Here is a 26,721-nt window from a genome sequence, read left to right on the forward strand (position 1 = left end):
ATGGCCACTTACGTCAACGACCGCCGGGCGATCCATGAGGGGCGCAGCCCGGCCATGATTCCCGGGCCCATCAACCCCGTCTTCCCCAAGCCCAACGGACCGCCGGTTCCGATCCTCAACATGGCCCACGGGCCGGGCCTCAAGAACGGCACGGCCACCCTCAAGATCGACGGCAAGCCCGTCTCCGTGGCCGGCAGCCGGTTCGAATCCATCCCCGCCACGCCCGATCGGCTGGGCGGCATCGCCGGCGTGCGCTCCACCGTCGTGGGCGGCGCGGCCGAGCCCACCAGCTACAGCAGCGACACCAAGTTCGAAGGCAAGGGCAGCGTCCGCTCGTTCGACACGACGAAATCCAACTCCCTCGTCATCAACCCCGGCTGGGCCATGCGCCTGGCCATGAAGGCGCTGCCCGGCCCCTACGACCAACTGGCCCAGAAAGTCATCGAAAAGCTCCCCGGCGCCTTCGGTGACCAGTTGAGCGCCCTGGGCGAGTCGCTCACCGACCCGAGCGTGCTGATCGGCCCCGCGCTCAAGTTGGTGGGCAAGCTCATTCCCGGCGTCAATCTGGTGGTGGGCGGTGCCGCCATGGCCGAATCCGCCATGCAGATCGCAGAGCTGGCCCAGGAGGTGCAGGACCTGCTCACGCCGCCCCTGACCGACGAGAAGATCGACCAGATCGCCGACGTGATCGCCAATGGCGTGGCGGCCATCACCATCGGCTTCGTGCTCGGCAAGATCGTGAAGCGCGCCAAGTCCAGGATCAATGCGGTTGCCAGCCGGCAGAACAACCAGGTCAACCCCAACACGCAGGCCAAGATCGTCGATGACGTGCATGTCGGCGCACCGGGCGGCGCCAACTGCGAACTCGGCACCTGCCACCCGGTCATCTTCGCCACCGGCGTCAAGATCCTGTCGGAAACCGACTTTGCCTTGCCCGGCCTGCTGCCGCTGGAATGGCGGCGCTTTTACCGCTCGGCCGACCGGCGCCCCGGCTGGCTGGGCTGGGGGTGGAGCACGCCCTTGAGCATCGAGCTGGCCCTGGTCCACAGCCATGTGCACTACTACGATGCCCGGGGCCGCCGGGTGCAGTTGCCCCCGCTCTCGCCCGGGCAGAGCCACTTCGACGAGCGGGAAAAGATCACCCTCATCCACCACGAAGACGGGCACTACAGCGTCGAGTCCACCGACGGCCTGCGGCACGAGTTCGCCAAGCCCGTGCCCGGCCAGTGGCGCCTGCCCCTGGCGCGGCTACGCGACCGCCACGGCAATGCCATCACGCTGCATTACCCGGCCTATGACGAAACCGGCGTGGACGGCATTGCGCCGCGCCCCGCCGGCCTGACCGACAGCGCCGGCCGTGAGCTTCGCTTCGGCTGGACCGACGCCGGCCTGCTGGCCGAGGTGCGCCTCGCGCCCCGCACCCTCGATGGCGTGGAACACCAGGGCGGGGTGCTGGTGCGCTATGCCTACGACAGCGTGGGCAACCTGGAGGGCGACAAGGGTGGCAAGGGCAACAGCCAGGCCAACCTCGCCAGCGCCACCGATGCGCAGGGCGGCACCACGGCGTACCGCTACGAGAACCACCTCATGGTGGCCTACACCACCAAGAACGGCTTCACCCACCACCAACAGTGGAGCCGGCTGGACGCAGGGGGGCGCGTGGTGCGCACCTGGACCGACACCCCCGGCCTGCTGGACACCCGCTTCGAATACGACCTGGGGATGCGCACCACCCATGTCACCGATGCCCTGGGCCGGCGCACCAGCTACCACTACAACGGGCACAACGAAGTCGTCGCCGTCACGGAAGCCGGACCGGACGGCCAGCCCGTGCGCACCGAGACGCAGATGGACCGCGCCGGCAACCCCGACACGACCACCGACGCCCTGGGCCGCAGCACCCGCTGGCAATGGGATGCCCGTGGCAACCTGACCGCTGTCACCGACGCGGCCGGCGCCACCACGCGGCTGCGCTACAACGCGCTGAACCTGCCCACCGAGATCACCGACGCCCTGGGCCACGTCTGGAAGAACGACTACGACGCGCGTGGCGACCTGCGCGAGCACACCGACGCGCTGGGCCACGCCACCCGCTACCAATACGACCCGCGCGGCCTGCCCGTTGCCATCGAGGACGCCCACGGCAAGACCCGGCATCTGCAATGGGATGCGGCCGGCCAACTGGTGGCCTACACCGACTGCTCGGGCCGCACCACCCGCTACCAGTACGACATCCTGGGCAACCTGGCCGCCAGCGTCGATGCCCTGGGCCAGGCCACGCGCTACCAGCACGACGCGCTGGGCCAGTTGCGCATCGCAACGCAAGCCGACGGGGCCGAGCACCGCTACGACCACGACGCCCAGGGCAACTTGGTGGCCTACACCGACCCCAAGGGCGCCATCACCCGCTACGCGTACAACGGCCTGGACCAGCCCGTGGAGCGCCAGGACCCGCAGGGCCAAAGCCTGCGCTACCGCTACGACGCGGTGGGGCGGCTCGTGGCGCTGCAAAACGAGAACGGCGCCTGGTACCAGTTTCACTACGACGCGGCTGACAACCTGGTGCAGGAGATCGGCTTCGATGGCCGAATCCAGCGCTACCGGTACAACGCGGCGGGCGAGCTGACCGAGTTGCACGAACGCGATGCGGCCGAGCCGCCGGACACGCCGTACGACATGGCGCCCGATGCGCCGTTACCGAAGCGCACGCACTTCCAGCGCGACCTGCTGGGCCGGCTGCTGGCCAAGGTCCACACGAACGGAGAGGCGGCCAGCTACACCTACGACCTGCTCGGGCGCATGGTCGGCTGCGCCAACGCGCAGGCCCAGGTCCGGTTCGCCTACGACGCACTCTCGCAACTGGTCGAGGAAACGCAGGTGCATCTGGGCGATGCCCAGGCGGACGGCGTGCAGGCACCCGCACCCACCCAGGCGCAGGCCCTGGTGGATAGGCACTTCACCTTCCGCCACGCCTACGACGCCCTGGGCAACCGAATCGCCAGCGTGTTGCCCAGCGGCAAGAACGTGCAATGGCTGTACTACGGCTCCGGGCACCTGCACCAGATCCGGGTGGATGGCCACACCGTCAGCGACATGGAGCGCGATGCGCTGCACCAGGAGATCTCGCGCACGCAAGGGGCGTTGACCAGCCGCTACGGCCTGGACCCCATGGGCCGGCTGGTGGCCCACAAAGTGAGCCGGGAAGCCGCCTTGCAAACGCTGCCCGGTGCGGCCACGGAGGCGTCGTTGCGGGACCGGGACCCACCACCCGGAATGCCCGGCCCACCGGGCCTGTCCGACCTGCTGGCCCGTCTGCCACACCTTCCTTCAGGCCATCGGATTGCGCGGCACTACCAGTACGACCGGGGCGGCAACCTCACGGCCACGCAGGACAGCCTGCGGGGCGCCAGCGAATACCGCTACGACGCGCTGGGCCGCATCCTGTCGGCGCACAAAGGCACGCGGAGCACGACGCAGGGTACGCAGCAGGGAGAAGACCGCGAGCAATTCACGTTCGATCCGGCCGGCAACCTGCTCAACCCCAACCGGGGCGGCGAGCAAAGCGCCGGCGGCGTGAGCCACGAGCGGGAGAAGGTGCCCACCAACCGTCTCACCGTATACCAGGATCTGCGGTTCACCTACGACCTGCATGGCAACGTCGTGCAACGGCTGGTGGGCTGGCACACGGTGCAGAACTATCGCTACAGCGCGGAGCACCAGATCGTGGAGGCCACCGTCACGCGTTACCGGGAGCGTCCCGCGCTGCAATCGGTGCGTGCTGCCGGCCAGGTGCAGGCCGAGCCTGGAGCCACCGTGCAGACCACGCGCTACCGCTATGACGCGCTGGGGCGGCGCGTCGACAAGACGGACGCCTTCGGCAGGACCCGGTTCGTGTATGACGGCGACCTACTCGCGGGAGAAATACGGGGCAGCAAAGTCAGCGAATACCTGTACGAGCCGGACAGCTTCGTGCCGCTGGCCAAGCTGGAGTCGGAGGCGAAACAGGCTCCAGTGCAAGAAGTACTAGGGCATATTGCTATGGAAAATGTAGCAAATGAATCGTCTGAGGCAAAATCCTTTGCCGTCTATTACTACCAGTGCGACCAAGTAGGTGCGCCGCAGGAGTTGACGGACGAGGCGGGAAGGATCGTGTGGGCGGCCAGCTATAAGGTGTGGGGGCAGGCGCAGGCGCTTCAGATGCTTCGCACAGGCACCGATGGGGAAGCTGCGGTGTTCACTGCAAGTGACCGGCCATTGACTCTCGCGGCCCAGGGCGATCTCCAGGCTCTCAATTTAGTGGAGCAGCCGCTGCGGTTTCAGGGGCAGTATTTTGATGGTGAAACCGGGCTGCATTACAACCGGTACCGTTATTACGACCCGGTGACTGGGCGTTTTGTACATCAAGATCCTATCGGTTTTGCTGGGGGAGGAAATTTCTATGAATATTCTCCGAATCCTTGGAGTTGGTTTGATCCTCTTGGTCTAGCAAGGCGTCCCCCCCACAATTTGAAAGCCAAAGTCAAGGGGAAGGATGGTGCGGTTAAATCTGAGCAGGATTATGTCAGTGGTGGGATGACTGAAGAGGATAAGGCGTTAGGTTATCCGCTCTGCACCTTGGTTACACATACTGAAAGGAAGGCTTTGAATGAAGGAAATTATTCTCCAGAAGATTCCATAGAAATGGATGGGCAGTATGCGCCATGCTCCCACTGCAAGGGAGCTATGAATACGGCCGTAAATAGTGGCAAAGTTGCTGGTATTAAATATACTTGGGATGGTAAAGTGTGGGAAGCAGGTGATGCGGCTAAGAAGGCTAGGGCCAAGTCAAACTCTAAAAAGGCTGCGGGCGTTTGTGCTCTGGGAAAAAAAAAGAGATCATGAGTAATTTTTCTGAGATTGATTCACTGCAGTCGTGGATGTCGCAAACTGCAGAGCGACAAGAGTATATCTGTGATGAGATATTGGAAAGGCTGCCTGATCGTTTTCAATTGGCTGAGCCCTTTCGTTCAATTGAATCTAAAAGTCAGTCGAAAGTGGATATTCCGTGCTTCTATGACGAGGAATACGAAACCCCCTTGAGCTTAGTTTTCGGTGGGTTTTTTGATTACGGCATGAGCGATGCGCATAAAAAAGCAATTCAGGCTTTGTGCTCTCCAGATGAATGGCAAATGCTGAAAACCTTGGTGGAGGGCCGTGTCTCACCAGAGGAGAAAGCCGTACGCCCATTTCTGATGAGCAGGTTTCCGCTTTTTGAATGGGTGGCGGAAGAAAATATCGATTTGTCTGGCGATTTGGAACGGCCTGATTTTTCGACAGAAGAGGGGCCTTACCCCATCTATTTGTCAACCAGCGAGACTGAAAAATTCTTGAGAAAAAGCGGCTACCGCTTACCGTGGGACCATGAGTGGGAATATGTGGCAAAAGAGCTGCGGTCGAATATTTTCATTGGCGGAGATAAGTTGCCCCGGGGCGATCTTTCAAAAAATGTCTGCCTGACGTCTTTCGGGAGTGCTTCGAAGAATAAGAAAGCCTCCAATTTTTTTGGAATCGCAGGGCTCGGTTTGGCAGCGATGACCAAGGTGGAGGGCCGCAATGGCGTGATGGTGAGGGGCGGTGCTTCCGGTTTCTATCCATTCCAAGGTCCAGCGCAATGGGCGATGCTTTCTACGGAGCTTCAAATCCCCCTGCAAAATATGCCCGATTCTTTGGCGGGCATTAGGCTGTGCATGGATATTCCGAGTTGAGTGCGGCAAGAAACAAGGACCTCCAACGTATCTTCCTCGATTGTCGGGCTGTAGTCTTGACCGGGGTTGCGAGCAAAGCGCAGGCGGCGTGAACCACGAGCGCGAGAAAGTGCCCACCAACCGCCTCACGGTGTACCAGGACCTGCGGTTCACCTACGACCTGCACGGCAACGTTGTGCAGCGGCTGGTGGGCTGGCACACAGTGCAGATTACCGGTACAGCGCGGAACACCAGATCGTGCATGCCACCGTTACGCGCTACTGGGAGCGTCCCGCGCTGCAATCGGTGCCTGCTGCCGGCCAGGTGCAGGCCGAGCCTGGAGCCACCGTGCAGACCACGCGCTACCGCTATGACGCGCTGGGGCGGCGCGTCGACAAGACGGACGCCTTCGGCAGGACCCGGTTCGTCTATGACGGCGATTTGCTGGCGGGAGAAATACGGGGCAGCAAAGTCAGCGAATACCTGTACGAGCCGGACAGCTTCGTGCCGCTGGCCAAACTGGAGTCAGAGGCGAAACAGGCTCCAGCGCAAATACCACTAGGGCATATTGCTACAAAAGATGTAGCAAATGAGAAAGCCGAAGACAAAGACTTCGCCATCTACTACTACCAGTGCGACCAGATCGGGGCGCCGCAGGAGTTGACGGACGAGGCGGGGCGGATCGTGTGGGCGGCCAGCTACAAGGTGTGGGGGCAGACGCAGGCGCTGCAGATGCTTCGCACGGGGAATGGCACCGATGGGGAAGCGGTGGTGTTCACCGCGAATGAACGACCGTTGGCATTGGCGGCCAGTGGAGAGGTGCAAAGCCTCAACCTGGTGGAGCAGCCGCTCCGATTCCAGGGGCAGTACTTCGATGGGGAAACGGGGCTGCACTACAACCGCTTCCGGTACTACGATCCGGTGACGGGGCGGTTTGTGCATCAGGACCCGATTGGATTATTTGGCGGTACAAACTTCTTTGTTTACGCTGCAAATACCAGCGGCTGGTTAGATCCTTTCGGACTTGCGAAACGTAGTGGACCTGGAATTCGAGAAAAGCTCTATCCATCGCGCGTCAGGAAAAAAACGAGAACAGAGCTTGAAGAGAAGCAAAAAGGTTCAGATGGAAATATTGCTTGTGCAATATGTAGTTGCCAGTTAGGACCGGGAAACACGTCGGTTCAGCATTCACCTCCTTTGGTGGAAACTCACAATAATTTAGGTTTTAATACAGATCAAGCCGGTAGAAATGATTTATATAACTCCACTGCTGATAGTTTGGTGTGTTTGCCTTGCCAAAAAGCTGAAGGTGGCACAATGAGTCATACGCAGCAATATAGAACCGACACAGGCCCTCAATTTAAACCTAGAAAATCAAGGCGAAAAGATGGATGTTAATGATATTGAATGGTTTTCTCGAGATGAGAAATTATCCTTTGATGTAAGGCGGAGCATAATTTTAGGGCATTACATGCATGAATGGGGTATGCCCGAGTACAGGGTCATAACCTCAAAATCATCAAGAAAAACCTATGTGGAGATATATTATTTTCCAGCAGGAAAAAGATCTGATGTATCCAGATTTGCAACAATAGGCTTGTCAACCGCGCTTCGTCCGTCTGGTTCACCTGTTTCTGCTGAATGGATGCTTGCGCTTACTTCTGATTTAGGGGGGGAGTCTTCGGATAGAATTTTTGGATATATTGTTGATTTAATTGCGCATCATATTGAAAATGCAAAAAATTCCATAACTCCAATAGTTATGCCAGAAAGCGAAATTGCTCCCGATAAATGGAGTACAAAAGCTCTGTTGATAGATGAGTTGCGTGGAGAAAGTGAAAAACTAGATGATATAAAGGTGGGGGTTGAATCCGTGCCTGTTTTATGGTTGATTCCAATCAGCAAGAAAGAAGTTGATATTATTAGTAATGAGGGGATTGAAAAATTTGACGAGATTATAGAGGGAGCTAGCTATTCGATAGTAGATCCACGTAGGCCTTGATCAAATTAACTGAGGCGCCAATTCGTTGTAACGAAATAACGATGTTAGAGAGCGCTCTGCGCTGCAATCGGTGCCTGCTGCCGGCCAGGTGCAGGCCGAGCCTGCAGTCACCGTGCAGACCAGGCGCTACCGCTACGACGCGCTGGGGCGCGCATCGACAAGATGGACGCCTTCGGCAGGACCCGGTTCGTGTATGACGGCGACCTGCTGGCGGGAGAAATACGGGGCAGCAAAGTCAGCGAATACCTGTACGAGCCGGACAGCTTCGTGCCGCTGGCCAAGCTGGAGTCGGAGGCGAAACAGGCTCCAGTGCAAGAAGTACTAGGGCATATTGCTACAAAAGATGTAGCAAATGAGAAAGCCGAAGACAAAGACTTCGCCATCTACTACTACCAGTGCGACCAGATCGGGGCGCCGCAGGAGTTGACGGACGAGGCGGGGCGGATCGTGTGGGCGGCCAGCTACAAGGTGTGGGGGCAGACGCACAGGCGCTGCAGATGCTGCGCACCGGGACGGGCACCGATGGGGAATCAGCGGTGTTCACGGCCAATGAAAGACCGTTGGCATTGGCGGCCAGCGGAGAGGTCTAAAGCCTCAACCTGGTGGAGCAGCCGCTCCGATTCCAGGGGCAGTACTTCGACGGGGAAACGGGGCTGCATTACAACCGCTTCCGGTACTACGATCCGGTGACGGGGCGGTTCATTCATCAGGATCCTATTGATCTGGAAGGCGGCCTCAATAGCTTTTTATATGCGAATAACCCTCTGGAATGGATTGATCCTGTAGGGCTGCAAAGAAAGAGAAAGAGAAGCACAACAAAAACCTGTGGTTGTTCTCTCCCTTGCATCACGATTGACAGTAGTAAATATCCGGAAACAGCCCAGCACGTTAAAGACGCGATAGCGGCAGGTCATCCTGATGAGGTGACAATTGATCGCCCAGGCGCAAAGGCGCGACGTAAAGCGTCTCTTAAAGGAATAAAAACAAAAGTTAATAAAGATCGTGATGAATATCCTCCGGCAATGTTTAAGGAGGGTGGAACTGGGGCTGATGTCAAGCATATTGATCCCTGTGATAACAGAGGCGCGGGCTCATGCATGGGCCACCAGTGTAAGAAATATCCGGATGGAACAAAGGTGAAAATAAAGGTGAAATGATGCAATTTAAGAATGTCGAAAAACTCGTGAAAATTAGCACCTCCAGCTCTAGCGCTTCATGCGATTTAGAATTTTTGAGGGATTTTAAAATTCCAGAACAAATGGTTACGGAGTTGAGTTATTTCTTAAGCAAAATTAATGGGGGATATGCGTTTGAATCGGCTTTGCATATTATGGGTTCCGGATTGCAAAGAGCTGACTGGTCAATTGCGGAGTGGAATGATCCTTTGCTCTGGAGAGATTTTTATAAATCTCTAAATCCCAAAGGTTTGGTTTTTGCAGAAGATTTGTTTGGAATCCAATTTGTAGCATCTGAGGAAGGAGTGTCTTCTTTTGATCCTGAAACCGGTGAATTGGAGTTGATTTCAAAGACGGTTGATGGGTGGGCTAAAGAAGTCTTGGATGACTATGATTTTTATACTGGACACTCTCTCGCAAATGAGTGGCAAAGAATAAATGGCCCGTTGCCTGATAGATTCCGCTTGGTACCTAAAATGCCATTTGTTTTTGGAGGTGATTTTGAAGTTGAAAATTTGTATGCGGCTGAGGCGGTTATGGCGATGCGGTCGCGAGCTTCCATTGCATTGCAGATAAAAGACCTGCCGGATGATGAAAAAATCAAATTTAAATTTGAGTAATGATTTTGGTGTGTCTGGTATATTCTTTGCAATTTTGTGTGCAGACCAAGGTTCATGATATTAGCTACTGCTGCAAAATATTATAATTGGCATTACATCTCTTGTTGAAAACAAGGTGAAAGATGTAGAGGCTGCAGAGCGGTGTTCTGAAGTGGGAGGTTTGAAAACCAATGACGGAAATAATAAAAATCCTGAGTCATGTGAATCAGTTGCACCCCTTGTCCTCCAAGGAAAAACGAAGCACCTTTGAATCCCGGGTGTTGATGCTCTCAAATTTCACGACGGGTGCATCGTGCGTCTTTTTTATTCTTCTGGTGTCATTGGCCGCAATGGTCTGGTTCTTTCCAGAACTCAAGCTTCGAAGCGAGGTTCGAGCAACGGCAAACATTTTGTATGTACTCTGCATGGTTCCGGTGCTTTTGGGCCTGCTGCTCCAAATCCTATCGGGTTTACCATTAATAATTTCGTTCAAAAAAGAATTCGAGGCAATGCTACTGTTGGATGCCAAGAACGATTTGAAGCACGTCGAATCCTTGAAAGCCCATCCCCAGGAAATCCTGGTGCTGGCCCAGCAATGGAAGGGCATTCAAATCAAACGGATCAAAGCCAGGCTGTCCCTGTTCTTCGGCTCCCCCGATAAAGTGGCGCTTTTTGCTGTCCTTGGGTTGGCGTCCACAGTTTGGAAAGAATTGACCCTTGCCAATCTTGAAAACAAGCTCACCTATTTTGATCATTGGATAGCCTTCCCCATAGGGAACCTCTCAAAACCCATCCGGTCCCTTGTTGATCGAGAATGCGTGCTCCATCCTTTGCCATGATCACTCCCCGTAGCGCCCTGAAGTTCGACCTGTTCGCTGAGGCCTCGCGCCAACACAAGAGAGATGAGGTGGGCGATCCGCTGCAGGTGATCGCGCGGCACATCGACTTCGCAGAACTGGCCCGGCTGGTGGATGCCTTGATCGAACGCGGGGGTGGCCGCCGGGGCGGTCGGCCCGCCTACCCCACCGAGGTGATGGTGCGCATCCTGGTGTTGAAGCGGCTGTACAACCTGTCCGATGAGCAGATGGAGTATCAGTTGCTGGACCGGGGGAGCTACCAGCGGTTTTGCCTGTTGCAGGATGCGATGAACGTGCCGGACCGCAACACGATCTGGCGCTTTGGCGAGCGCCTTGGCGTGGGCGGGGCAACGGCCTTGTTCCAGGGGGTGGATGCCCAACTGCAGCGCCACGGCTACATCGCCCGGGGCGGGCAGGCCATTGATGCCACGCTGGTGCCCGCGCCCCGACAGCACATCGGCCAGCAGGAGCGGCGAACGCTGGCACAAGGCGGGCAGCCGGACTGGAGCCAAGCGCGACGCAGGCAAAAGGATGTGGAGGCCACGCACACGAAGAAGCACGGCAAAAGCCACTTCGGCTACAAGCTCAGCGTGAGCGTGGACCTCAAGCACGGCTTCATCCGCCGCCTCGCCACGGGCACGGCCAGCGAGCACGACGGGCACCACTTCGATGAGGTGCTGGACATGCACAACACCGGGCGGGCAGTGCATGCGGACAAAGCCTACCCGAGCCGCCAAAGGTGCCAGATGCTGAAAGTGCTGGGATTCGTGGATGCGATGCAGCGCCGTGCGCAGGCGGGCCGACCACAGAGCGAATGCCAGAAGGGGCGCAACCAGCGCATCGCAAAGAAACGAGCCAAGGTGGAGCACGTGTTCGCCGGTATCCGCCACCTGGGGGGCAAGTTCGTGCGCACCATCGGACAGGCGCGCGCCACGGTGGGGATGACGATGATGGCCGCCTGCTACAACATGAAGCGACTGGCCTGGTTCCTGCATCGGGGCGTGGATGCTTTCTTCAAGCCCGCCACTGGCAAGGCACAAGTGCGCCTGCAAACGGTGAAAGCCTGAGCCACCGGGCCTGCAAGGCCCCTCATGCACCCAGGCGCAGACCGTTGCTGGGCCTCATCACGCTCAAACGGCTACTGGCGCCCACTCCTCCCTATTCGGATTCGTCAAACATGGGGTTGTGAGAGGCTCCCCATAGCCTGCGGCTTGGCCGCACTGGTGGGTATCGTCTTGGGCGGGATGGTGATGCGCAATTACCTGACTACCTTGACTTACCACCACGACCTGCTGGCCATGGCGATCGCTTCCCTAAACACCCGAGGAAGCCCCATCACGGACGCCAACAGATGCTTGCCAGTTATCGTCCCGTGACTCCGCGGCCTGCCCATGTGTGAATGTCAACGACCGCACGGCGATCCACGCGGCTGCGCTACAACGCGCCTAACCTGCCCACGGACATCACCGACGCCCTCCTGGGCAACCGGATCGCCAGCGTGCTGCCCAGCGGCAAGAGCGTGCAATGGCTGTACTACGGCTCCGGGCACCTGCACCAGATCCGGGTGGATGGCCACACCGTCAGCGACATGGAGCGCGATGCGCTGCACCAGGAGATCTCGCGCACGCAAGGGGCGTTGACCAGCCGCTACGGCCTGGACCCCATGGGCCGGCTGGTGGCGCACAAGGTGAGCCGGGAAGCCGCCTTGAAGACGCTGCCCGGCGCAGCCACGGCGCAGTCGCTGCGGGACCGGGACACCCCAACCGCCACGCCCGGCCCAGCGGGCCTGCCCGACCTGCTGGCCCGTCTGCCACACCTTCCTTCAGGCCACCGGATCGCGCGGCACTACCAGTACGACCGGGGCGGCAACCTCACGGCCACGCAGGACAGCCTGCGGGGCGCCAGCGAATACCGCTACGACGCGCTGGGCCGCATCCTGTCGGCGCACAAAGGCACGCGGAGCACGACGCAGGGTACGCAGCAGGGAGAAGACCGCGAGCAATTCACGTTCGATCCGGCCGGCAACCTGCTCAACCCCAACCGGGGCGGCGAGCAAAGCGCAGGCGGCGTGAGCCACGAGCGCGAGAAAGTCCCCACCAACCGCCTCACGGTGTACCAGGACCTGCGGTTCACCTACGACCTGCACGACAACGTTGTGCAACGGCTGGTGGGCTGGCACACGGTGCAGGATTACCGGTACAGCGCGGAACACCAGATCGTGGAGGCCACCGTCACGCGCTACCGGGAGCGGCCGATGCCGAAAGCCGTGCAGGCTGGGCAGGTCCAGACCGAGCCGCCCGCCACCGTGCAGACCACGCGCTACCGCTACGACGCGCTGGGGCGGCGTATCGACAAGACGGACGCCTTCGGCAAGACCCGGTTCGTCTATGACGGCGACCTGCTCGCGGGAGAAATACGGGGCAGCAAAGTCAGCGAATACCTGTACGAGCCGGACAGCTTCGTGCCGCTGGCCAAGCTGGAGTCGGAGGCGAAACAGGCTCCAGTGCAAGAAGTACTAGGGCATATTGCTACAAAAGATGTAGCAAATGAGAAAGCCGAAGACAAAGACTTCGCCATCTACTACTACCAGTGCGACCAGATCGGGGCGCCGCAGGAGCTGACGGACGAGGCGGGGCGGATCGTGTGGGCGGCCAGCTATAAGGTGTGGGGACAGGCGCAGGCGCTGAAGATGCTGCGCACGGGGACGGGCACCGATGGGGAAGCAGCGGTGTTCACCGCGAGTGAAAGACCGCTGGCATTGGCGGCCAGCGGAGAGGTCCAGAGCCTCAATCTGGTGGAGCAGCCGCTCCGGTTCCAGGGGCTTTGTTGCACAAATCGCGATGCTGATGCCCGTAGACTGACTGCGTGACAGAGACGAAGAACAGGCAGCGGAGCAAGTACCGCACGACGAACTGGAAGGCGTACAACGCGGCGCTGAAAGCGCGAGGCTCGTTGACGATGTGGCTAGATGAGGGCATGCAGTGGTTTGGCACGCCGACCGGCAGGCGTGGACGCAGCCGAACCTTCTCGGACGCAGCAATCCAGTTCTGCCTGAGCATCAAGTGCCTGTTCGGCCAGCCCTTGCGACAGGCGCTGGGCATGGTGCAGAGCCTGCTGCGGCTGGCAAAGCTGGACTGGCCGGTACCTGACTTCAGCACTGTTTGCCGGCGCCAAAAGACCTTGCAGGTCGAACTGAGCTACCAGCGAACCAACTCGCCGCTGCAGTTGCTGGTGGACAGCACCGGCATCAAGTTCCTGGGCGAAGGAGAGTGAAAACGCAAGAAGCATGGTGCTGAATACCGGCGCGAATGGCGCAAGGTCCATCTGGGCATCGACGCGCAGACGCTGGAAATACGCGCCATCGAGGTGACCAGCAACGCCATTGGGGATGCGCCGATGTTGCCCGGGTTGCTGGCTCAGATTCCCACTGACGAATCCATCGAAAGCGTCAGTGCCGATGGCGCCTACGACACGCGCGCCTGCCTGGACGCCATTGCCGAGCGGCACGCGATGGCGGTGATCCCGCCCCGCAAGAACGCCAGCCATTGGAAGAAGTCGAGTCCGGGCTCGGCGCATCGTAATGAGGCCATTCGGGCGTGCCAGCGCCTGGGTCGCGGCATTTGGAAGAAGTGGAGCGGCTACCACCGGCGCAGCCTTGTGGAGACGAAGATGCACTGCTTCAAGCGACTGGGCGAACGGGTGATCGCGCGCACGTTCGACCGCCAGGTTGTGGAGCTGCATGTCCGCGTGGCCTTGCTCAATCGGTTCAGTCAGATCGGCCGTCCTCACACCGTGTCGGTGACTGCTGTGGCATAGGTCCGTCTGGGGTTGGGGTCATGCCGTCTGCAATTCGATTTGTGCAACAGCGCCCATGGATATTCCGAATTAAGCTGGAAAGCTGCAGATTGCCGGGGCCAGCGGATACCTCGCCCCTCCCGGTTTCGGATGGCGTGCGAATGGTTCGCCTTTGCCCATGTCCAAGATGAGGGCTGGGATAAGGTATTCCCTTTGCTTTGAGGAATCGAAATGGGAAACGCATGCTGCACGCCTACGGTATCTGGCAGTGGCCGGATCAGCCGCCAGAACTCTTCCGCCGAATCGGTTCGGCCTTCTGCTGAGGAGCCGCGGCGCAGCAGTAGCAGCCACGCCAATGCAACCCCATTGCCGATCAGTCCCAGGCGCAGCAGCAGTGGCGGTAGTGAGGAAAGCGGGCCTTTCAACCGTTTGCCTGGCGAGGTGCAGCACCACATCGGCAGCTTGCTGCCCAGGACGGGGCGTTCGGCGCTTCGTCAGGCTTCGCAAACCCTCCATCAGGCGTTGCCCCGTGGCGAACGCGATGTCATGCATTCCATCGAGGGGGTTCATGCCTTGCTGGGTATCAATCCAGGCACGCCAAACGACGAAGTTTCATTGGCCATTGGCCGCGCTATCCACGCAGCACAAAACCATTCGGGATGGACCGACCGGGGCAGGCTGCTGGTGGCTGCGCGGCACGCGGTTCAACCTCTTCAAAACCATCCTGACCGTGAGCAGTTGCTGCTGCAGATCGATTCCGCGATCCAGAACAGCGGATTGAGCGCAGAGCAATGGAGGCGTACCAATGCCGTCTTTGCCCAAATGGTCAACGCCAGGGCCAACGCGTAAGCAGACGGGTTTCATTGGCCTGCGCAGAGCGATGCACATCGCTCCCTACGGTCGGCTCGGTGCTGCGCGGCGGCCTCACTCCCCTTGCGACCCCCGGTGCGCCCAGCCCGTGGTGTGCTTTTCCAGCACGCTGAACAGCTCGTACATCACCATCGCCATGGCGCCCACCACCATCAGGCCGGCGAAGGCCAGGCCCATCTGCATGGACGAGCCGGCGGAGATCAGCAGGTAGCCGATGCCCTCGTTGGCAGCGGTCATCTCCGACACGGTGGTGCCCACGAAGGCGAGGGTGATCGCCACCTTGAGCGAGCCGTAGAAGTACGGCAGGGAGCGCGGCAGGCCGACCTTGGTGAGCACGTCCCAGCGCTTGGCGCCCAGCACGCGCAGCACGTCTTCCAGCTCGGGCTCCAGCGTGGCCAGGCCCGTGGCGATGTTGACCATGATCGGAAAGAAGCTGATGAGAAAAGCCGTGAGGATGGCCGGCCCCACGCCGATGCCGAACCACACGACGAGGATGGGCACGAAGGCCGCCTTGGGCAGGGCGTTGAAGGCGGTCATCAGCGGGTAGACGGCGGCATACGCCAGCCGCGACGATCCGATGACGAAGCCCAGCAGCACCCCGACCACGATGGCGATGCCGAAGCCGGCCATGGTGACCCAGAAGGTGCGCCAGGCGTGGCCCGCGATGATCCACTTGAACTCCACGAACTGCGTCCAGATCGCCCAGGGACTCGGGAAGATGAACTCCGACACGCCCAGGCCCGAGCAGATCACCTGCCACAGCACGAGTACCGTGAACAGCAAAACCCAGGGCGACCAGCGCTCCACCCGTTTCTTGTGCAGCGCGTTCATTGCGTGATCTCCCCGCCGGTCTTGCGCAGGGCGCCGATGTGGCCGCGCAGCTCCAGCACGATGTCGGTGAATTCCTTGGTGTAGGTCAGTTCCAGCTCGCGCGGGCGCGGCAGCTCGATGTCGCGCTTGACCACGAAGCGGCCGGGGCTCTTGCTCATCACGTACACGGTGTCGGCGAGGAACACGCTCTCGCGCAGGTCGTGCGTGACGAGGATGACGTTGAACTGCTGCTCGGCCTGCAGGTCGCGCAGGATGCACCACAGCTCCTCGCGCGTGAAGGCGTCGAGCGCGCCGAAGGGCTCGTCCAGCAGCAGCATCTTGGGCTCGTGGATGAGGGCGCGGCAGATGCTGGCACGCTGCTGCATGCCGCCCGACAGCTGCCAGGGGAACTTGTCTTCATAGCCGGCTAGGCCCACCTTCTGCAGCAGGGCGCGCGCGCGGGCCTCGTATTCCTTGCGGCGGGCCTTGAACTGGTTGCGGTGCGGCTCGACGATCTCCAGCGGCAGCAACACGTTGGCGACGGTGGTGCGCCAGGGCAGCAGCGAGGGCGCCTGGAAGGCCATGCCCGAGATCTTGAGCGGGCCGGTCACGGGCTGGCCGTCGATGCGGATCTTGCCCATCGACGGCATGCGCAGCCCGGTGGCCAGCTTCATGAAGGTGGACTTGCCGCAGCCCGAGGGCCCCACGATGGCGATGAACTCGCCGCGGCGCACCTGCAGGTCGATGGCTTCGACCGCAAAGTGGTTGGCGCGCAGCAACTCTTCGTTGTAGGCGAGCCAGACATCGCGAAAATCCACGAAATAGGTGTCGTCGGCCTGCATGGGATGAAAGAAGGGTTCGGAGTGAAAAGGGCCGCCAGCACAATCAGTACTAGGGCATATTGCTATTAAATTTGTAGCAATTGCCGGTTGGCGTGTGGCGGGCTCGGGAGGGCCGGGGGGCTGACCCCGATGGGCCGGCCTCCGGTGCCATCACTTCCTGGGCAGGATGTTCAGCTCGGCCGCCGGCGGCAGGAAGCTGCCGTTCCACACCGTCTCGGCGTTCACGCGGGACTTGGTGGCGAAGGCGTCGGACACCTGCGAGGCCATCAGCGCCAGGCGTTGCGGCTTCGCCTGGCCGAAGCCTTCGGCCCGCGCGTCGGCGCTGTTGACCACGGTGTCGATGGCCAGCTGCAGGCGGCGGGTTTCCAGGGCCACGTTCACGATGCCGTCGCGCTCCTTCACGGAGGCGATGGCGGCGGCCGGGTTGGCCATGACCTCCTTCGCGCCTTTGGTGAAGGCCTTGAGGAAGGCGCGGATCGCCTCGGGGTTCTCCTTGACCAGCTTGGGACTGGCGATGATCACGTTGCCGTACAGCTTCACGCCGAAGTCGGCATAGGGCAGCACCACCACGTCGCTGGCCTTGGCGCCGCGCGCTTCCAGGTTCAGCAGCGAGGTGAAGGTGAAGCCGGTGATGGCGTCCACGTCGCCGCGCACCAGCATGGTCTCGCGCAGCGGCGGGTCCATGGCGGTCCATTGCACGTTGCCGATGCCGTTGGCCTTGGCGAAGATGGGGAAGGCGCGGCGGCCGGCGTCGAACACCGGGGCACCCAGCTTCTTGCCGGCCAGGTCGGCGGGCTTGGCGATGCCGCTCTTCTTGAGCGCCATGACCGAGGCCGGCGTGTTGTTGTAGACCATCATCACGGCCACGGGCTTGTTCTGCGCGTCGGGGTTGTTGGCGTGGAATTCCATCACCGCGGCCAGGTCGGCGAAGCCCATGTCGTAGGTGCCCGAGGCCACGCGCTGCACGGCGCCACCGGAGCCGTTGCCCGCGTCCACCGTCACGTTCAGCCCGGCCTCCTTGAAGTAGCCCTTGGCCGTGGGCAGCAGGAAGAACGCGGCCGGCCCTTCGAAGCGCCAGTCGAGCTGGAACTTGATGGGCGTCAAGGTCTGGGCCTGGGCCAGGGTGAACGCGCTGGCGGCGGCCAGTGCCGCCACGGCTTTCAGGAGGGAACGTTTGTGCATGGGGTCTCCGGTCGTGTCGGTCGATGGCATCCCGATCAGCAAGATCGATGCCCGGTTCCAGGCTCTGCCCCCGGCGGGGCGGTGCGGGCATGAACCAATGCGGTGCATGCTGCGGGAGGGTCTCCACAGTGGTGCCCGGCGGTCGGAGCCCCTGCCGGCACGGTCGCAGGGCGGGAGGAAGGCGGGCAGAGCCGGGTTCGGCATTCCGGCGGCGCGTTCGCATTCGTGGTGACCGGTATCACCCCGTGGCGTTTCAATTTGCCCTTTTTCGAGCGAGGGGAGCCATGCCCATCCAGCCGAGTGCCTTTCCTGGCATATTCATCCGCACCTCGACGAGGGCGACCCAAGATGGAAGCGGCCCCGCGCTGCAGCAACTGGCCTCGCGGGATTCGGGTCGTGCGCTGCTGCGGCAGATCGAGGCCATCACCGCAATGGCTCCGCGCAAGCGGGTGGTCCTGACCCCTGCCCAGAATGGCAAGGTCCATGTGCGCTCGTTCCGGCGCGACGACGCCACGCAGGAACGTATCGGCTTGAACAAATTGGAGGACATCGACGCCTACCTGAGCGAGCGGCGCGCGCCCAGTGCGTTCATGCCGGTCGTGGCGGCGGCGCCTTTGCCCGGCCGTGAAACGCCCGGTGCCGATGAAGCGTGGGTCTATACAGACCCCGAGGTCGCATGGCGGTATCCCACGCCGGAGTCCGGCGAAGGAGAGCCCAGCCCCGAGGACTACGTCGCCACGCTGGCGCATGAGTTGATTCATGCCCGAGACAGCCTGCACGGCATCCATCCCGCGCGCACGGCCGACGAAACCCTTTACCTGCATCCTGTCGCGAAATCGCCGATCCCCCGTTCACTGCTGCCCGCAGAGCTGCGCACGGTCGGCGTTGGCGCCTATGCCGGCGCCGAGCCCACGGAAAACACGATTCGAGCCGAACAAGGGCTCACGCAGCGCCCCAGCTACCACGGCTTCACCACGGATGGCCACGGCGACGTGGCGGTATCGGTATCGGCTGCGACGCCTGGGAAAACGCAGGACAAGTCCGTCTGAAAAGCGGCCGGGCGTGGATTGCCAACGTTTTCCGTATATCGAAATGCGGTTTTTCACCAGGGAGTGGATTCGCTTCCCGGGCGGGGGCTTCGGGACTTCCAAAAAAAGCCGGCGGGCGGGGCAAGACGATGCCACGCATGTCATTGCTCTCCAAACTCTCGAACCGCTTCGGTCTGGCCCGCTTCAGCGTTGATACGCCCGTGGGCCAGAAACAGCAGACGCCATCGATCCCCAGTGCCGCGGTGCGGCCGCCCCTGGACGGCCCGGCGCGCCGGCGCGCCCACGCGGCGGCATCGACTCTGCCGCCGCGTGGCGCCTTGCCGGACAGGAATGAGGCCGCTGGCCACGCCAACGCCCCGGCCGCCGCGCAGGCCGCTGCCGCCCAGCCCCAAGCCACCCATGTGCTGCTCGATGCCATGGCACAGGCCGAGCCCGACGGCTCCGCGTTGATGAAGGCGCTGTTCGGACCGGGCGGGCAGCGTTTCGGCGTGGCGGCGGATCTCGCGCTCGCGCTGACCGAGATGGATTTTTCGGGCATGGCACCGATTCCGGGGCTTCCTGGCGCGCCCACCGTGATCCTGGCCGAAGCCCTGGCCGCCGCGACGGGCGGCGACGCACCACTGGCGCTGGGCGCGCTGGAACTCCTGCAGGAGTTCGATCCGCAGCAGGAAATCGCCGCGGCCTGGCAGCAGCGGGCCGGTGCGCCGGACGACGACGCAGCCTCGGTCTTCTACACGCCCGCAGGCTCCTTGCATGGGGGCGACGAGGAGCCGGCTCCCTTGTCGCGCCCGGTCTCGCGCTCGCCATCGGCCTCGTCGATGGAAGGGGGTTCGGTCTATCACACGCCCTCGGCTTCGCTGGATGGCGGCCCTGACCGGTCGCTGCCGGGCTCGCCGCGGCGCTCCGATGCGGGCCTGCCGAGCGATGCCACCTTGGCGGCACGGCGGGCGATGTGGCAGGTGGCAGCCGCCCTGGCCGACACGCCCATGGGCCTGGACGTACTCCAGGCCGTCGTGGCACGCCCTGTGGATGCGGCGCACAGCCGGGACTTCGCGCTGCTGCTCAAGGCCGCAACGGCGATGCCGCCCGGGCGCGCCGAGCGGGGCGACCCTGCCGCCATCCTGGCCAGCGAGCCGGCCCTGGACACGCTGACGGGCAAGGCCGTCGCTTGTGCCGCGGCGCGGATGGTGGGCGATGTGGCCGCGGCCCTGCCCCACCAGTGGGCGCTGACCGCCGTGCGCAACGACCTGTTCGAAACCGGGCCGGGCACAGATTTTTCGGCCATCAACGGCCGTCTCATGAAAACCGGCCGCTGGATCGAGCGTGCCACGCCGGAACGTGGGCGCCTGCTGCGCAATCCGATCTTCGGCAAGTCGCCTTTCCGGGCCCTGCGCCACGGAACGCAGAACGTAGAGCGGGGCCCGGCCGTCGCGCGCCACCGGCTGGCGCGCGAGACGGCGCTGCGCGAGGCCGCCGCCGCTTTGCAGGACCAATTGATCGACGCCGCACCGCACCTGCGCTCGCCGGGCCCCGGCCGGGTGCCCGAGGCGTTGCTGCGCGCGGCGGTGCTGCGGCATTGTCTGGAGACGCCGGTACCGCAGTCGTTCGAACGGGCGGGCTTCGATGAGGCGGCCTGTGCCGACATCGCGGACCGCCTGGCGCTCCTTCTGTCGCGGGACCCCAGGCCGGGCCTGGCGCACCAGTTGGCACAATCGCCGCAGTTGCTGGCGCTGGCCGACCTGCGCCTGGACGCCGAGGCGATGGGCCAATGGTTTTCCGAGGCCCGCGAGGCGACCGGCAATGTCCAGGCGCTGGAGCGGCAAAACGTGCCCTGGGTGCAGGCCGTCTCCAAGGCCCTGGCGCGGGCCGAGGAAGAGGTGCAAGGCCGCGACACCCGGGTGCCGGTGATCACCCGCGAGACCGTGCGTTCGGCATTGAAGGACATCATCGCCAACATCGAGGGCTCGTCGCGGCTGCGGCTGAGCAGCGGCGGGCTGGTCGGCGTGGGGCTGCGGCAGATCACGTCATCGATCAGCGCGGTGGCGAGCGCCTTCTTCCTGCGGGGCCGGATCGATGGCCGGGCGCAACGCGGCCGCCAGGCGGTGTTCGAAATCGCCATGCCGCCCTACGACATGGAGCTGGTGCTGGGATCGCAGCGCCAGGTGGCTAAGCAGGTGGGGGTCGGCGCGTTCGTCGGTCCGGACATCGGCGTGGCGAAGGCGGGGGTGAACGTCGATACGGTGCTGTACGGAAGGGAGGACGCCGAGATGCAGGGCATCTCCCTGCGCTTGCCGCGCATCGGCCGGCCGGTGCCCGAACTGCGGGCCGAGTTCTCGGCGCTGGTGGACGCGCTGCTCGACGGCAGCGAAGGCGGGGCGCAGGCGGATGACCCCACTGATCTCCTGCAGCGGCTGCTACAGGAGTTTCCTGACCTCACGGTCAACCGTGTCGGCCTGGCCGCCGATGGCCGCCGCCGGCATGGGCTGGGTGCGGACCTGATGGGATCGATCGGGAAGTGGCATGCCAAGGTCAGTGCCGGTGTCGGCGGCTTCGTCGAGGCCCAGCGCGATGTCACCAAGCACTACGCCGACGCCACCGGGCGCATGCGCGTGGAACGATCGATCCAGGGAAACAACCTGCGCGCCGGGGTTGGTGCCAAGGTGTCGGCTGGCCCGTCCGCCACCGTCGCGTCGGACACCTCGTTTTCTGGCAAGGTCGACGTGTCGCTCGCCGCGGTGCAGTTCGGCGTGGGCGCGGAACACATTCTCTCGGGCGTGTCCCACCGGCGGGAGGCCGTGTACGAGGACGGCCGCCTGCATCCGCTGTCGTTCGTCGAGACGGAATACCAGAAGGTCGACGCCTTCATGGAGTCGATGAAGCCGCAGAGGGACGCGTGGGTGGACGCTGGTGCCGACCCTGCGCGCCTCGATGGCCTGCTGAACGACATGAGCGGCGATGCGGCGCCCACCCACAGCTTCGCGGCACGCCACATCGTGACGCCCGAGGCCCGCGCGCGGGACGATGCCTACCGTTCGTCCATGCAGCTGTGCGCGAAGCACCCGAGCGGCTTGCCGCAGGCCATCTCCGCGCTGGCCGAAACGGTCGAAGCGCAGTGGAAGGACCCGGCGGCCAAGCAGCCCTATTCGTTGCGCTCCTACCAGCGCAACATGGTGCAGAAGACGCAGGGCGTGGAAGTGGTGGTGCAGTTGGCGAGCGTGGAGGCGGCCGAGGCCTCGCACATCGACAACCGCCTGGACGTGCCGTGGTTTGCGCCATGCCTTGTGCAGGCATCGGCTGCCACCTTGCCAGGCCGGCCCCCGGGGTGGGGGCCGGCCTGGCGAGGTGGACTTTTTTTAGCGGCTCTTGGCCGCTGCCGCGTTCGCCGCGGCCAGCGCGGTCATGTTGACCACGCGGCGCACGGTGGAGGAGGGCGTCAGCACATGGGCCGATGCCGCGGCGCCCAGCAGGATCGGGCCGATGGTGGTGCCGTGGCTGCCGGTGGTTTTGAGCACGTTGAACAGAATGTTCGCCGCGTCCAGGTTGGGGCAGATCAGCACGTTGGCCGAGCCCGACAGCGTGCCTTCCAGCAGCGCGGTGTGGCGGATTTTTTCCGACAGGGCTGAGTCACCGTGCAGTTCGCCGTCGCACTCGATGTGGGGCGCCGCCTCCACGAACAGGTCGCGTGCCGCGCGCATCTTGCGGGCCGAGGGGCGCGTGGACGAGCCGTAGTTGGAGTGCGACAGGAACGCCACCTTCGGCGGCAGGCCGAAGCGCTGCACTTCCTCGGCCGCCATCAGCGCGATCGCGGCCAGTTGCTCGGCATCGGGCGCCTCGTTGATGTACGTGTCGGCGATGAACAGCGTGTGCTGGTCCAGCGTGAGCGCGTTCACCGTGGCGAAGTCCGGCGTGCCTTCCTTCAGGCCGATCACCTGGCGCACATGCTCCAGGTGGTGGTCGAAGCGGCCCACCAGCCCGCACAGCAGCGCGTCGGCGTCGCCCAGGCGCACCATGAGCGCGCCGATCAGCGTGTTGGAGCGGCGCACCGCGGCCTTGGCGGCCTCGGGCGTGATGCCGTCGCGGCCCATGAGTTGGTGGTAGGCCTCCCAGTACTGGCGAAAGCGCGGATCGTCCTCGGGGTTGCAGATCTCCACGTCCTTGCCCGGCTGCAGCCGCAGGCCGGCCTTGGCGATGCGCGTGGCGATGACGGCGGGGCGGCCGATCAGGATCGGGCGCGCCAGGCCTTCGTCGACCGCCACCTGCGCCGCGCGCAGTACGCGGTCGTCCTCGCCCTCGGCATAGGCCACGCGCTGGGGCGCGGCCTTGGCGGCGGTGAAGACCGGGCGCATGAACATGCTGGTCTGGTAGACGAAGCGGGTGAGGCTTTCGCGGTAGGCCGCGTAGTCCTGGATGGGCCGCGTGGCCACGCCCGAGGCCTCGGCCGCCTTGGCCACGGCCGGGGCGATGCGCAGGATCAGGCGCACGTCGAAGGGCGTGGGGATGAGGTAGTCGGGGCCGAACGACAGCTCCTGGCCCGCATAGGCTGCGGCCACTTCGTCGCTCATCTCGGCCTTGGCGAGGTCGGCGATCTCGCGCACGCAGGCCAGCTTCATCTCCTGCGTGATCTTGGTCGCGCCGCAGTCGAGCGCGCCGCGGAAGATGTACGGAAAGCACAGCACGTTGTTGACCTGGTTCGGGTAGTCCGAACGGCCTGTGGCGATGATGCAGTCGGGGCGCACGGCCTTGGCCAGCTCGGGGCGGATCTCGGGCTCGGGGTTGGCCAGGGCCAGGATGATCGGCTTGTCGGCCATGGTCTTGACCATCTCGGCCGTCAGCACGCCGGGGGCCGAGCAGCCCAGGAACACGTCGGCGCCGTTGACCACGTCGGCCAGCGTGCGGGCCTCGGTCTTTTGCGCGTAGCGGGCCTTGGATTCGTCGAGGTGGGTCCGGCCGTCGTGGATCACGCCCTTGGAGTCCACCACGAAGATGTGCTCGCGCTTCACGCCCAGGCCCACCATCACGTCCAGGCAGGCGATGGCGGCGGCGCCCGCGCCCGACACGGCCACCTTCACCGCGCCGATCTCCTTGCCCACCAGTTCCAGGCCGTTCAGCAGCGCGGCGCTGGAGATGATGGCCGTGCCGTGCTGGTCATCGTGGAACACCGGGATGTTCAGGCGCTTGGAGAGTTCGCGCTCGATGTAGAAGCACTCGGGCGCCTTGATGTCTTCCAGGTTGATGCCGCCCAGCGTGGGCTCCAGCGACGCGATGATCTCCACCAGCTTGTCGGGATCGCGCTCGGCCAGCTCGATGTCGAACACGTCCACGCCCGCGAACTTCTTGAACAGGCAGCCCTTGCCTTCCATCACCGGCTTGCCGGCCAGCGGACCGATGTCGCCCAGGCCCAGCACGGCCGTGCCGTTGGTGATCACACCCACCAGGTTGCCGCGCGCCGTGTAGTCGAACGCCAGCGACGGGTCGGCCTGGATGTCCAGGCAGGGGTAGGCCACGCCCGGCGAATAGGCCAGCGACAGGTCGCGCTGGTTGGACAGCGGCTTGGTCGGCGTGACCGAAATCTTGCCGCGGCTGGGGTTGCGGTGGTATTCGAGCGCGGCTTCGCGCAGGGCCTGCTCGGCTGCGGACAGTGTGTGTTGTGTCATGGATGGAGATCCTAGGGAGAAATGCGCAGGGAGCTTACTCCAAGCGGGGCGCGGAAATCCTCCCTGCCAATGCGGATTGCGCATGGCGTGCAACGCGTTCGCAAAGGCCCGCGCGATGGCGCCGCCATGGTGTCGACATCGCGCCGCCATCGCACTGCTTCAGAAGCTTTCCCACTCTTCCTGGCTGCCTTTCGGGGGAAGTGCGCGCGGCACGGCCCGTGCCGGCGCAGGCCGTGGTGCCGCCGCCCTGGCGTGGGGGAGGGCGCGGGCCGGCTGGCTGCGATGCACAGGCGCCTCGCGCGGGCGCAGGAGCGGGGCATGCGCCTTGGCCGCAGCCGGCGGTGCCGAAGGCAGGGGCGCGGCTTCGTCGAGCTTGAAGACGCCCACGGCGGCCACCAGCTGCTTGACCTGCTGGTCGAGGCTGTCGGCCGCTGCCGCGGATTCCTCCACCAGGGCCGCGTTCTGCTGCGTCACCTGGTCGAGCTGCATCACGGCTTCGTTGATCTGGCTGATGCCCGAGGTCTGCTCCTGGGTCGCCGACGTGATCTCCTGGATCAGGTGGCTCACTCGCTGGACCTGTCCGACGATGTCCTCCATGGAGGTGCCCGCCGCATTGACGAGCTGGCTTCCGTTGGCCACCTTGTCCACGCTGTCGTTGATGAGCGTCTTGATCCCCTTGGCGGCTTCGGCGCTCTTTTGGGCGAGGCTGCGGACCTCGCTGGCCACCACCGCGAAACCGCGGCCTTGCTCGCCGGCCCGGGCCGCCTCGACGGCGGCATTGAGGGCCAGGATGTTGGTCTGGAACGCGATGCCGTCGATGACGCCGATGATGTCGGCGATCCGCTGGGACGAGTGGTTGATCTCCCCCATCATCGACACGACCTGCCCGACCACTTCGCCACCCTTTTGCGCGGCCTGGCTGGCGGACTGGGCCAGTTGCGCGGCCTGCTTGGCGGTGTCCGCGCTGCTCATCACCGTGCTGGTCAGCTCCTCCATGGAGGCGGCGGTCTCCTCCAGGTTGCTCGCCTGCTCTTCGGTGCGTTGCGACAGGTCGGCGTTGCCGGTGGCGATCTGGGGCGCGCCCACGGCGATGTTGCCGCTGCTGGCGCGCACCGTGCCGACCACCTCGCGCAGCGAGGTTTGCATGGTCTGCATGGCCGCCACCACGCTGCCCGGGGCGGCGCGGGAGGTGTCGATGGGGAAGGTCAGATTTCCCTGCGCGATGGCACCGGCCACCCCTGCCACATCGGCGGGCTCGCCGCCCAGCTGGCGCGTGAGCCCCCGCGTGAGCAGGACGCCGATCAGGATGCCCAGGACCACGCCGCCGATCGTGAGGCAGATGAGGATGAGGCGCACCTGGAGGTAGATCTCGGTCGTCTTGTCGTTCAGGCTCTTGGCATTGCTGCGCTTGCGTTCGACGATCTGTCCCAGCAGCTCGTCGGCCTTGTCGGCGAGCTGCCTGACTTCGTGGATTCTGGTCACCGAGGCGCGCGTGTTCGCCAATTCTTCCGTCTGCAGCAGCGCGAGGACGGATTGAATGCCATCGTCGTAGGCCTTGGCGGCTTTCTGGCTCTCGGCCACCAGGGCCTTGCCCTGTTCCGTCACGGAGAAGTTGCCTGTCTTGTTCAGCGATTCGTGCATCGCCTTCAAGCGGGCCTGCACCGATTCCGTGTGGGTACGCCGCTCCTCCTGCGTCGATGCGAGGAGGGCATTGCGAATTGCCCGGCCTGCAGCGATGAGCTGGATATTGGCGTCCGCCGCATGGGACAGGCCGACCACCTCGCGCTCGTACATCAGGTCGGCCAGGTCATTGATCTCACTGGATCGCAGGATGCCGGTCGTGCCGATCAACGCGCCGATCGCCGCGACTGCCAGGAAGCCAGCGGTCAGCTTGGTGCCGACCTTCATTCGTGTAAACCATTCCATTTTCGGAGTCCGTTGGGATTGTCAAAGACCAGCGGTGGCGCTGGCGACGCATTGGATTGCCGCAGGAATGGCCCAGGCCTCGTGAGCACTGGGTGGAGGGGCGTTGATTCACGAGGCGCCGTGACGCGCCTCGTGCAAGCAAGGTCGAGAGCCGCTTTTGTCTTTTGTCGTTGTTGGAGCCGATGGCAAAGCCTTGCAGGGACACATCGCGGGACCGTGCCAATGCCTGCGTAACCA

General features: G+C 63.1%; 15 protein-coding genes and 3 pseudogenes. 13 read left to right on the plus strand and 5 right to left on the minus strand.

Annotation, left to right across the window (positions count from 1 at the left end):
* The 12 genes and pseudogenes from M5C96_RS05525 to M5C96_RS05580 all read left to right on the plus strand — a co-directional run bounded on the left by M5C96_RS05525 (nucleotide 1) and on the right by M5C96_RS05580 (nucleotide 15,000).
* A complete protein-coding gene (locus M5C96_RS05525; protein ID WP_272567731.1) occupies nucleotides 1–4,881 on the plus strand; it encodes a DUF6531 domain-containing protein in 4,881 nt (1,626 codons plus the stop codon).
* Nucleotides 4,878–5,744, plus strand: a complete 867-nt coding sequence (locus M5C96_RS05530; RefSeq protein WP_272567732.1) for a hypothetical protein — start codon at nucleotides 4,878–4,880, stop codon at nucleotides 5,742–5,744. Before M5C96_RS05525 ends, M5C96_RS05530 begins: the two co-directional genes overlap by 4 nt.
* A 606-nt stretch (nucleotides 5,745–6,350) precedes the next feature.
* Nucleotides 6,351–6,755: pseudogene (locus M5C96_RS26885) on the plus strand (RHS repeat-associated core domain-containing protein); the annotation flags it as partial.
* A 355-nt stretch (nucleotides 6,756–7,110) separates the two neighbouring features.
* Nucleotides 7,111–7,725, plus strand: a complete 615-nt coding sequence (locus tag M5C96_RS05540; RefSeq protein ID WP_272567737.1) for a suppressor of fused domain protein — start codon at nucleotides 7,111–7,113, stop codon at nucleotides 7,723–7,725.
* A gap of 372 nt (nucleotides 7,726–8,097) precedes the next feature.
* Nucleotides 8,098–8,513: pseudogene (locus M5C96_RS26890) on the plus strand (RHS repeat-associated core domain-containing protein); the annotation flags it as partial.
* A 135-nt stretch (nucleotides 8,514–8,648) separates the two neighbouring features.
* The gene (locus M5C96_RS26895; RefSeq protein WP_442867383.1) at nucleotides 8,649–8,882 is read left to right on the plus strand and encodes a NucA/NucB deoxyribonuclease domain-containing protein; all 234 of its coding nucleotides are present in this window, start codon (nucleotides 8,649–8,651) and stop codon (nucleotides 8,880–8,882) included.
* On the plus strand, nucleotides 8,882–9,520 hold the full coding sequence (locus tag M5C96_RS05555) for an SMI1/KNR4 family protein (protein WP_272567742.1): 639 nt from the start codon (nucleotides 8,882–8,884) through the stop codon (nucleotides 9,518–9,520). The genes M5C96_RS26895 and M5C96_RS05555 overlap by 1 nt, the downstream gene beginning before the upstream one ends.
* 218 nt (nucleotides 9,521–9,738) lie before the next feature.
* Complete coding sequence (locus tag M5C96_RS05560; RefSeq protein WP_272567743.1) at nucleotides 9,739–10,338, plus strand: hypothetical protein; 600 nt, start codon at nucleotides 9,739–9,741, stop codon at nucleotides 10,336–10,338.
* The gene (locus M5C96_RS05565; RefSeq protein ID WP_272569564.1) at nucleotides 10,338–11,423 is read left to right on the plus strand and encodes an IS5 family transposase; all 1,086 of its coding nucleotides are present in this window, start codon (nucleotides 10,338–10,340) and stop codon (nucleotides 11,421–11,423) included. Before M5C96_RS05560 ends, M5C96_RS05565 begins: the two co-directional genes overlap by 1 nt.
* Before the next feature lie 332 nt (nucleotides 11,424–11,755).
* Nucleotides 11,756–13,225 carry an RHS domain-containing protein gene (locus M5C96_RS05570; RefSeq protein WP_272567745.1) on the plus strand — a complete coding sequence of 490 codons (1,470 nt, stop codon included), beginning with the start codon at nucleotides 11,756–11,758 and terminating at the stop codon, nucleotides 13,223–13,225.
* A pseudogene (locus M5C96_RS05575) lies at nucleotides 13,222–14,172 on the plus strand (IS5 family transposase). Before M5C96_RS05570 ends, M5C96_RS05575 begins: the two are co-directional and overlap by 4 nt.
* Before the next feature lie 210 nt (nucleotides 14,173–14,382).
* Entirely contained in the window at nucleotides 14,383–15,000 is a 618-nt protein-coding gene (locus M5C96_RS05580) for a hypothetical protein (RefSeq protein ID WP_272567748.1), read from the plus strand.
* Nucleotides 15,001–15,075: 75 nt separating this feature from the next.
* Here M5C96_RS05580 and M5C96_RS05585 read toward each other — a convergent pair whose 3' ends face one another.
* The 3 genes from M5C96_RS05585 to M5C96_RS05595 form a co-directional block, all read right to left on the minus strand.
* The gene (locus M5C96_RS05585) at nucleotides 15,076–15,852 is read right to left on the minus strand and encodes an ABC transporter permease (protein WP_272567750.1); all 777 of its coding nucleotides are present in this window, start codon (nucleotides 15,850–15,852) and stop codon (nucleotides 15,076–15,078) included.
* Complete coding sequence (locus M5C96_RS05590; RefSeq protein ID WP_272567752.1) at nucleotides 15,849–16,673, minus strand: ABC transporter ATP-binding protein; 825 nt, start codon at nucleotides 16,671–16,673, stop codon at nucleotides 15,849–15,851. The genes M5C96_RS05585 and M5C96_RS05590 overlap by 4 nt, the downstream gene beginning before the upstream one ends.
* Nucleotides 16,674–16,823: 150 nt before the next feature.
* Nucleotides 16,824–17,855 carry an ABC transporter substrate-binding protein gene (locus M5C96_RS05595; RefSeq protein WP_272567753.1) on the minus strand — a complete coding sequence of 344 codons (1,032 nt, stop codon included), beginning with the start codon at nucleotides 17,853–17,855 and terminating at the stop codon, nucleotides 16,824–16,826.
* A gap of 284 nt (nucleotides 17,856–18,139) precedes the next feature.
* Here M5C96_RS05595 and M5C96_RS05600 point away from each other — a divergent pair, with 284 nt between their 5' ends.
* Nucleotides 18,140–18,904 carry a M91 family zinc metallopeptidase gene (locus M5C96_RS05600; protein ID WP_272567755.1) on the plus strand — a complete coding sequence of 255 codons (765 nt, stop codon included), beginning with the start codon at nucleotides 18,140–18,142 and terminating at the stop codon, nucleotides 18,902–18,904.
* A gap of 3,353 nt (nucleotides 18,905–22,257) precedes the next feature.
* Here M5C96_RS05600 and M5C96_RS05605 read toward each other — a convergent pair.
* Together M5C96_RS05605 and M5C96_RS05610 are read right to left on the minus strand one after the other, a co-directional pair.
* Nucleotides 22,258–24,558 carry an NADP-dependent malic enzyme gene (locus M5C96_RS05605; protein WP_272567756.1) on the minus strand — a complete coding sequence of 767 codons (2,301 nt, stop codon included), beginning with the start codon at nucleotides 24,556–24,558 and terminating at the stop codon, nucleotides 22,258–22,260.
* Nucleotides 24,559–24,717: 159 nt separating this feature from the next.
* Nucleotides 24,718–26,484, minus strand: a complete 1,767-nt coding sequence (locus M5C96_RS05610; RefSeq protein ID WP_272567758.1) for a methyl-accepting chemotaxis protein — start codon at nucleotides 26,482–26,484, stop codon at nucleotides 24,718–24,720.
* Nucleotides 26,485–26,721: the final 237 nt, after the last annotated feature.

The organism is Acidovorax sp. GBBC 1281, from assembly GCF_028473645.1.
Lineage (GTDB): Bacteria > Pseudomonadota > Gammaproteobacteria > Burkholderiales > Burkholderiaceae_C > Paracidovorax.

Bases quoted from the DNA above. Each gene is read 5' to 3' on its own strand.
- M5C96_RS05595 (WP_272567753.1), bottom strand. From the start codon at position 17,855: ATGCACAAACGTTCCCTCCTGAAAGCCGTGGCGGCACTGGCCGCCGCC.
- M5C96_RS05590 (WP_272567752.1), bottom strand. From the start codon at position 16,673: ATGCAGGCCGACGACACCTATTTCGTGGATTTTCGCGATGTCTGGCTC.
- M5C96_RS05570 (WP_272567745.1), top strand. From the start codon at position 11,756: ATGTCAACGACCGCACGGCGATCCACGCGGCTGCGCTACAACGCGCCT.
- M5C96_RS05610 (WP_272567758.1), bottom strand. From the start codon at position 26,484: ATGGAATGGTTTACACGAATGAAGGTCGGCACCAAGCTGACCGCTGGC.
- M5C96_RS05605 (WP_272567756.1), bottom strand. From the start codon at position 24,558: ATGACACAACACACACTGTCCGCAGCCGAGCAGGCCCTGCGCGAAGCC.
- M5C96_RS05530 (WP_272567732.1), top strand. From the start codon at position 4,878: ATGAGTAATTTTTCTGAGATTGATTCACTGCAGTCGTGGATGTCGCAA.
- M5C96_RS05555 (WP_272567742.1), top strand. From the start codon at position 8,882: ATGCAATTTAAGAATGTCGAAAAACTCGTGAAAATTAGCACCTCCAGC.
- M5C96_RS05540 (WP_272567737.1), top strand. From the start codon at position 7,111: ATGGATGTTAATGATATTGAATGGTTTTCTCGAGATGAGAAATTATCC.
- M5C96_RS05585 (WP_272567750.1), bottom strand. From the start codon at position 15,852: ATGAACGCGCTGCACAAGAAACGGGTGGAGCGCTGGTCGCCCTGGGTT.
- M5C96_RS05525 (WP_272567731.1), top strand. From the start codon at position 1: ATGGCCACTTACGTCAACGACCGCCGGGCGATCCATGAGGGGCGCAGC.
- M5C96_RS05580 (WP_272567748.1), top strand. From the start codon at position 14,383: ATGGGAAACGCATGCTGCACGCCTACGGTATCTGGCAGTGGCCGGATC.
- M5C96_RS05600 (WP_272567755.1), top strand. From the start codon at position 18,140: ATGCCCATCCAGCCGAGTGCCTTTCCTGGCATATTCATCCGCACCTCG.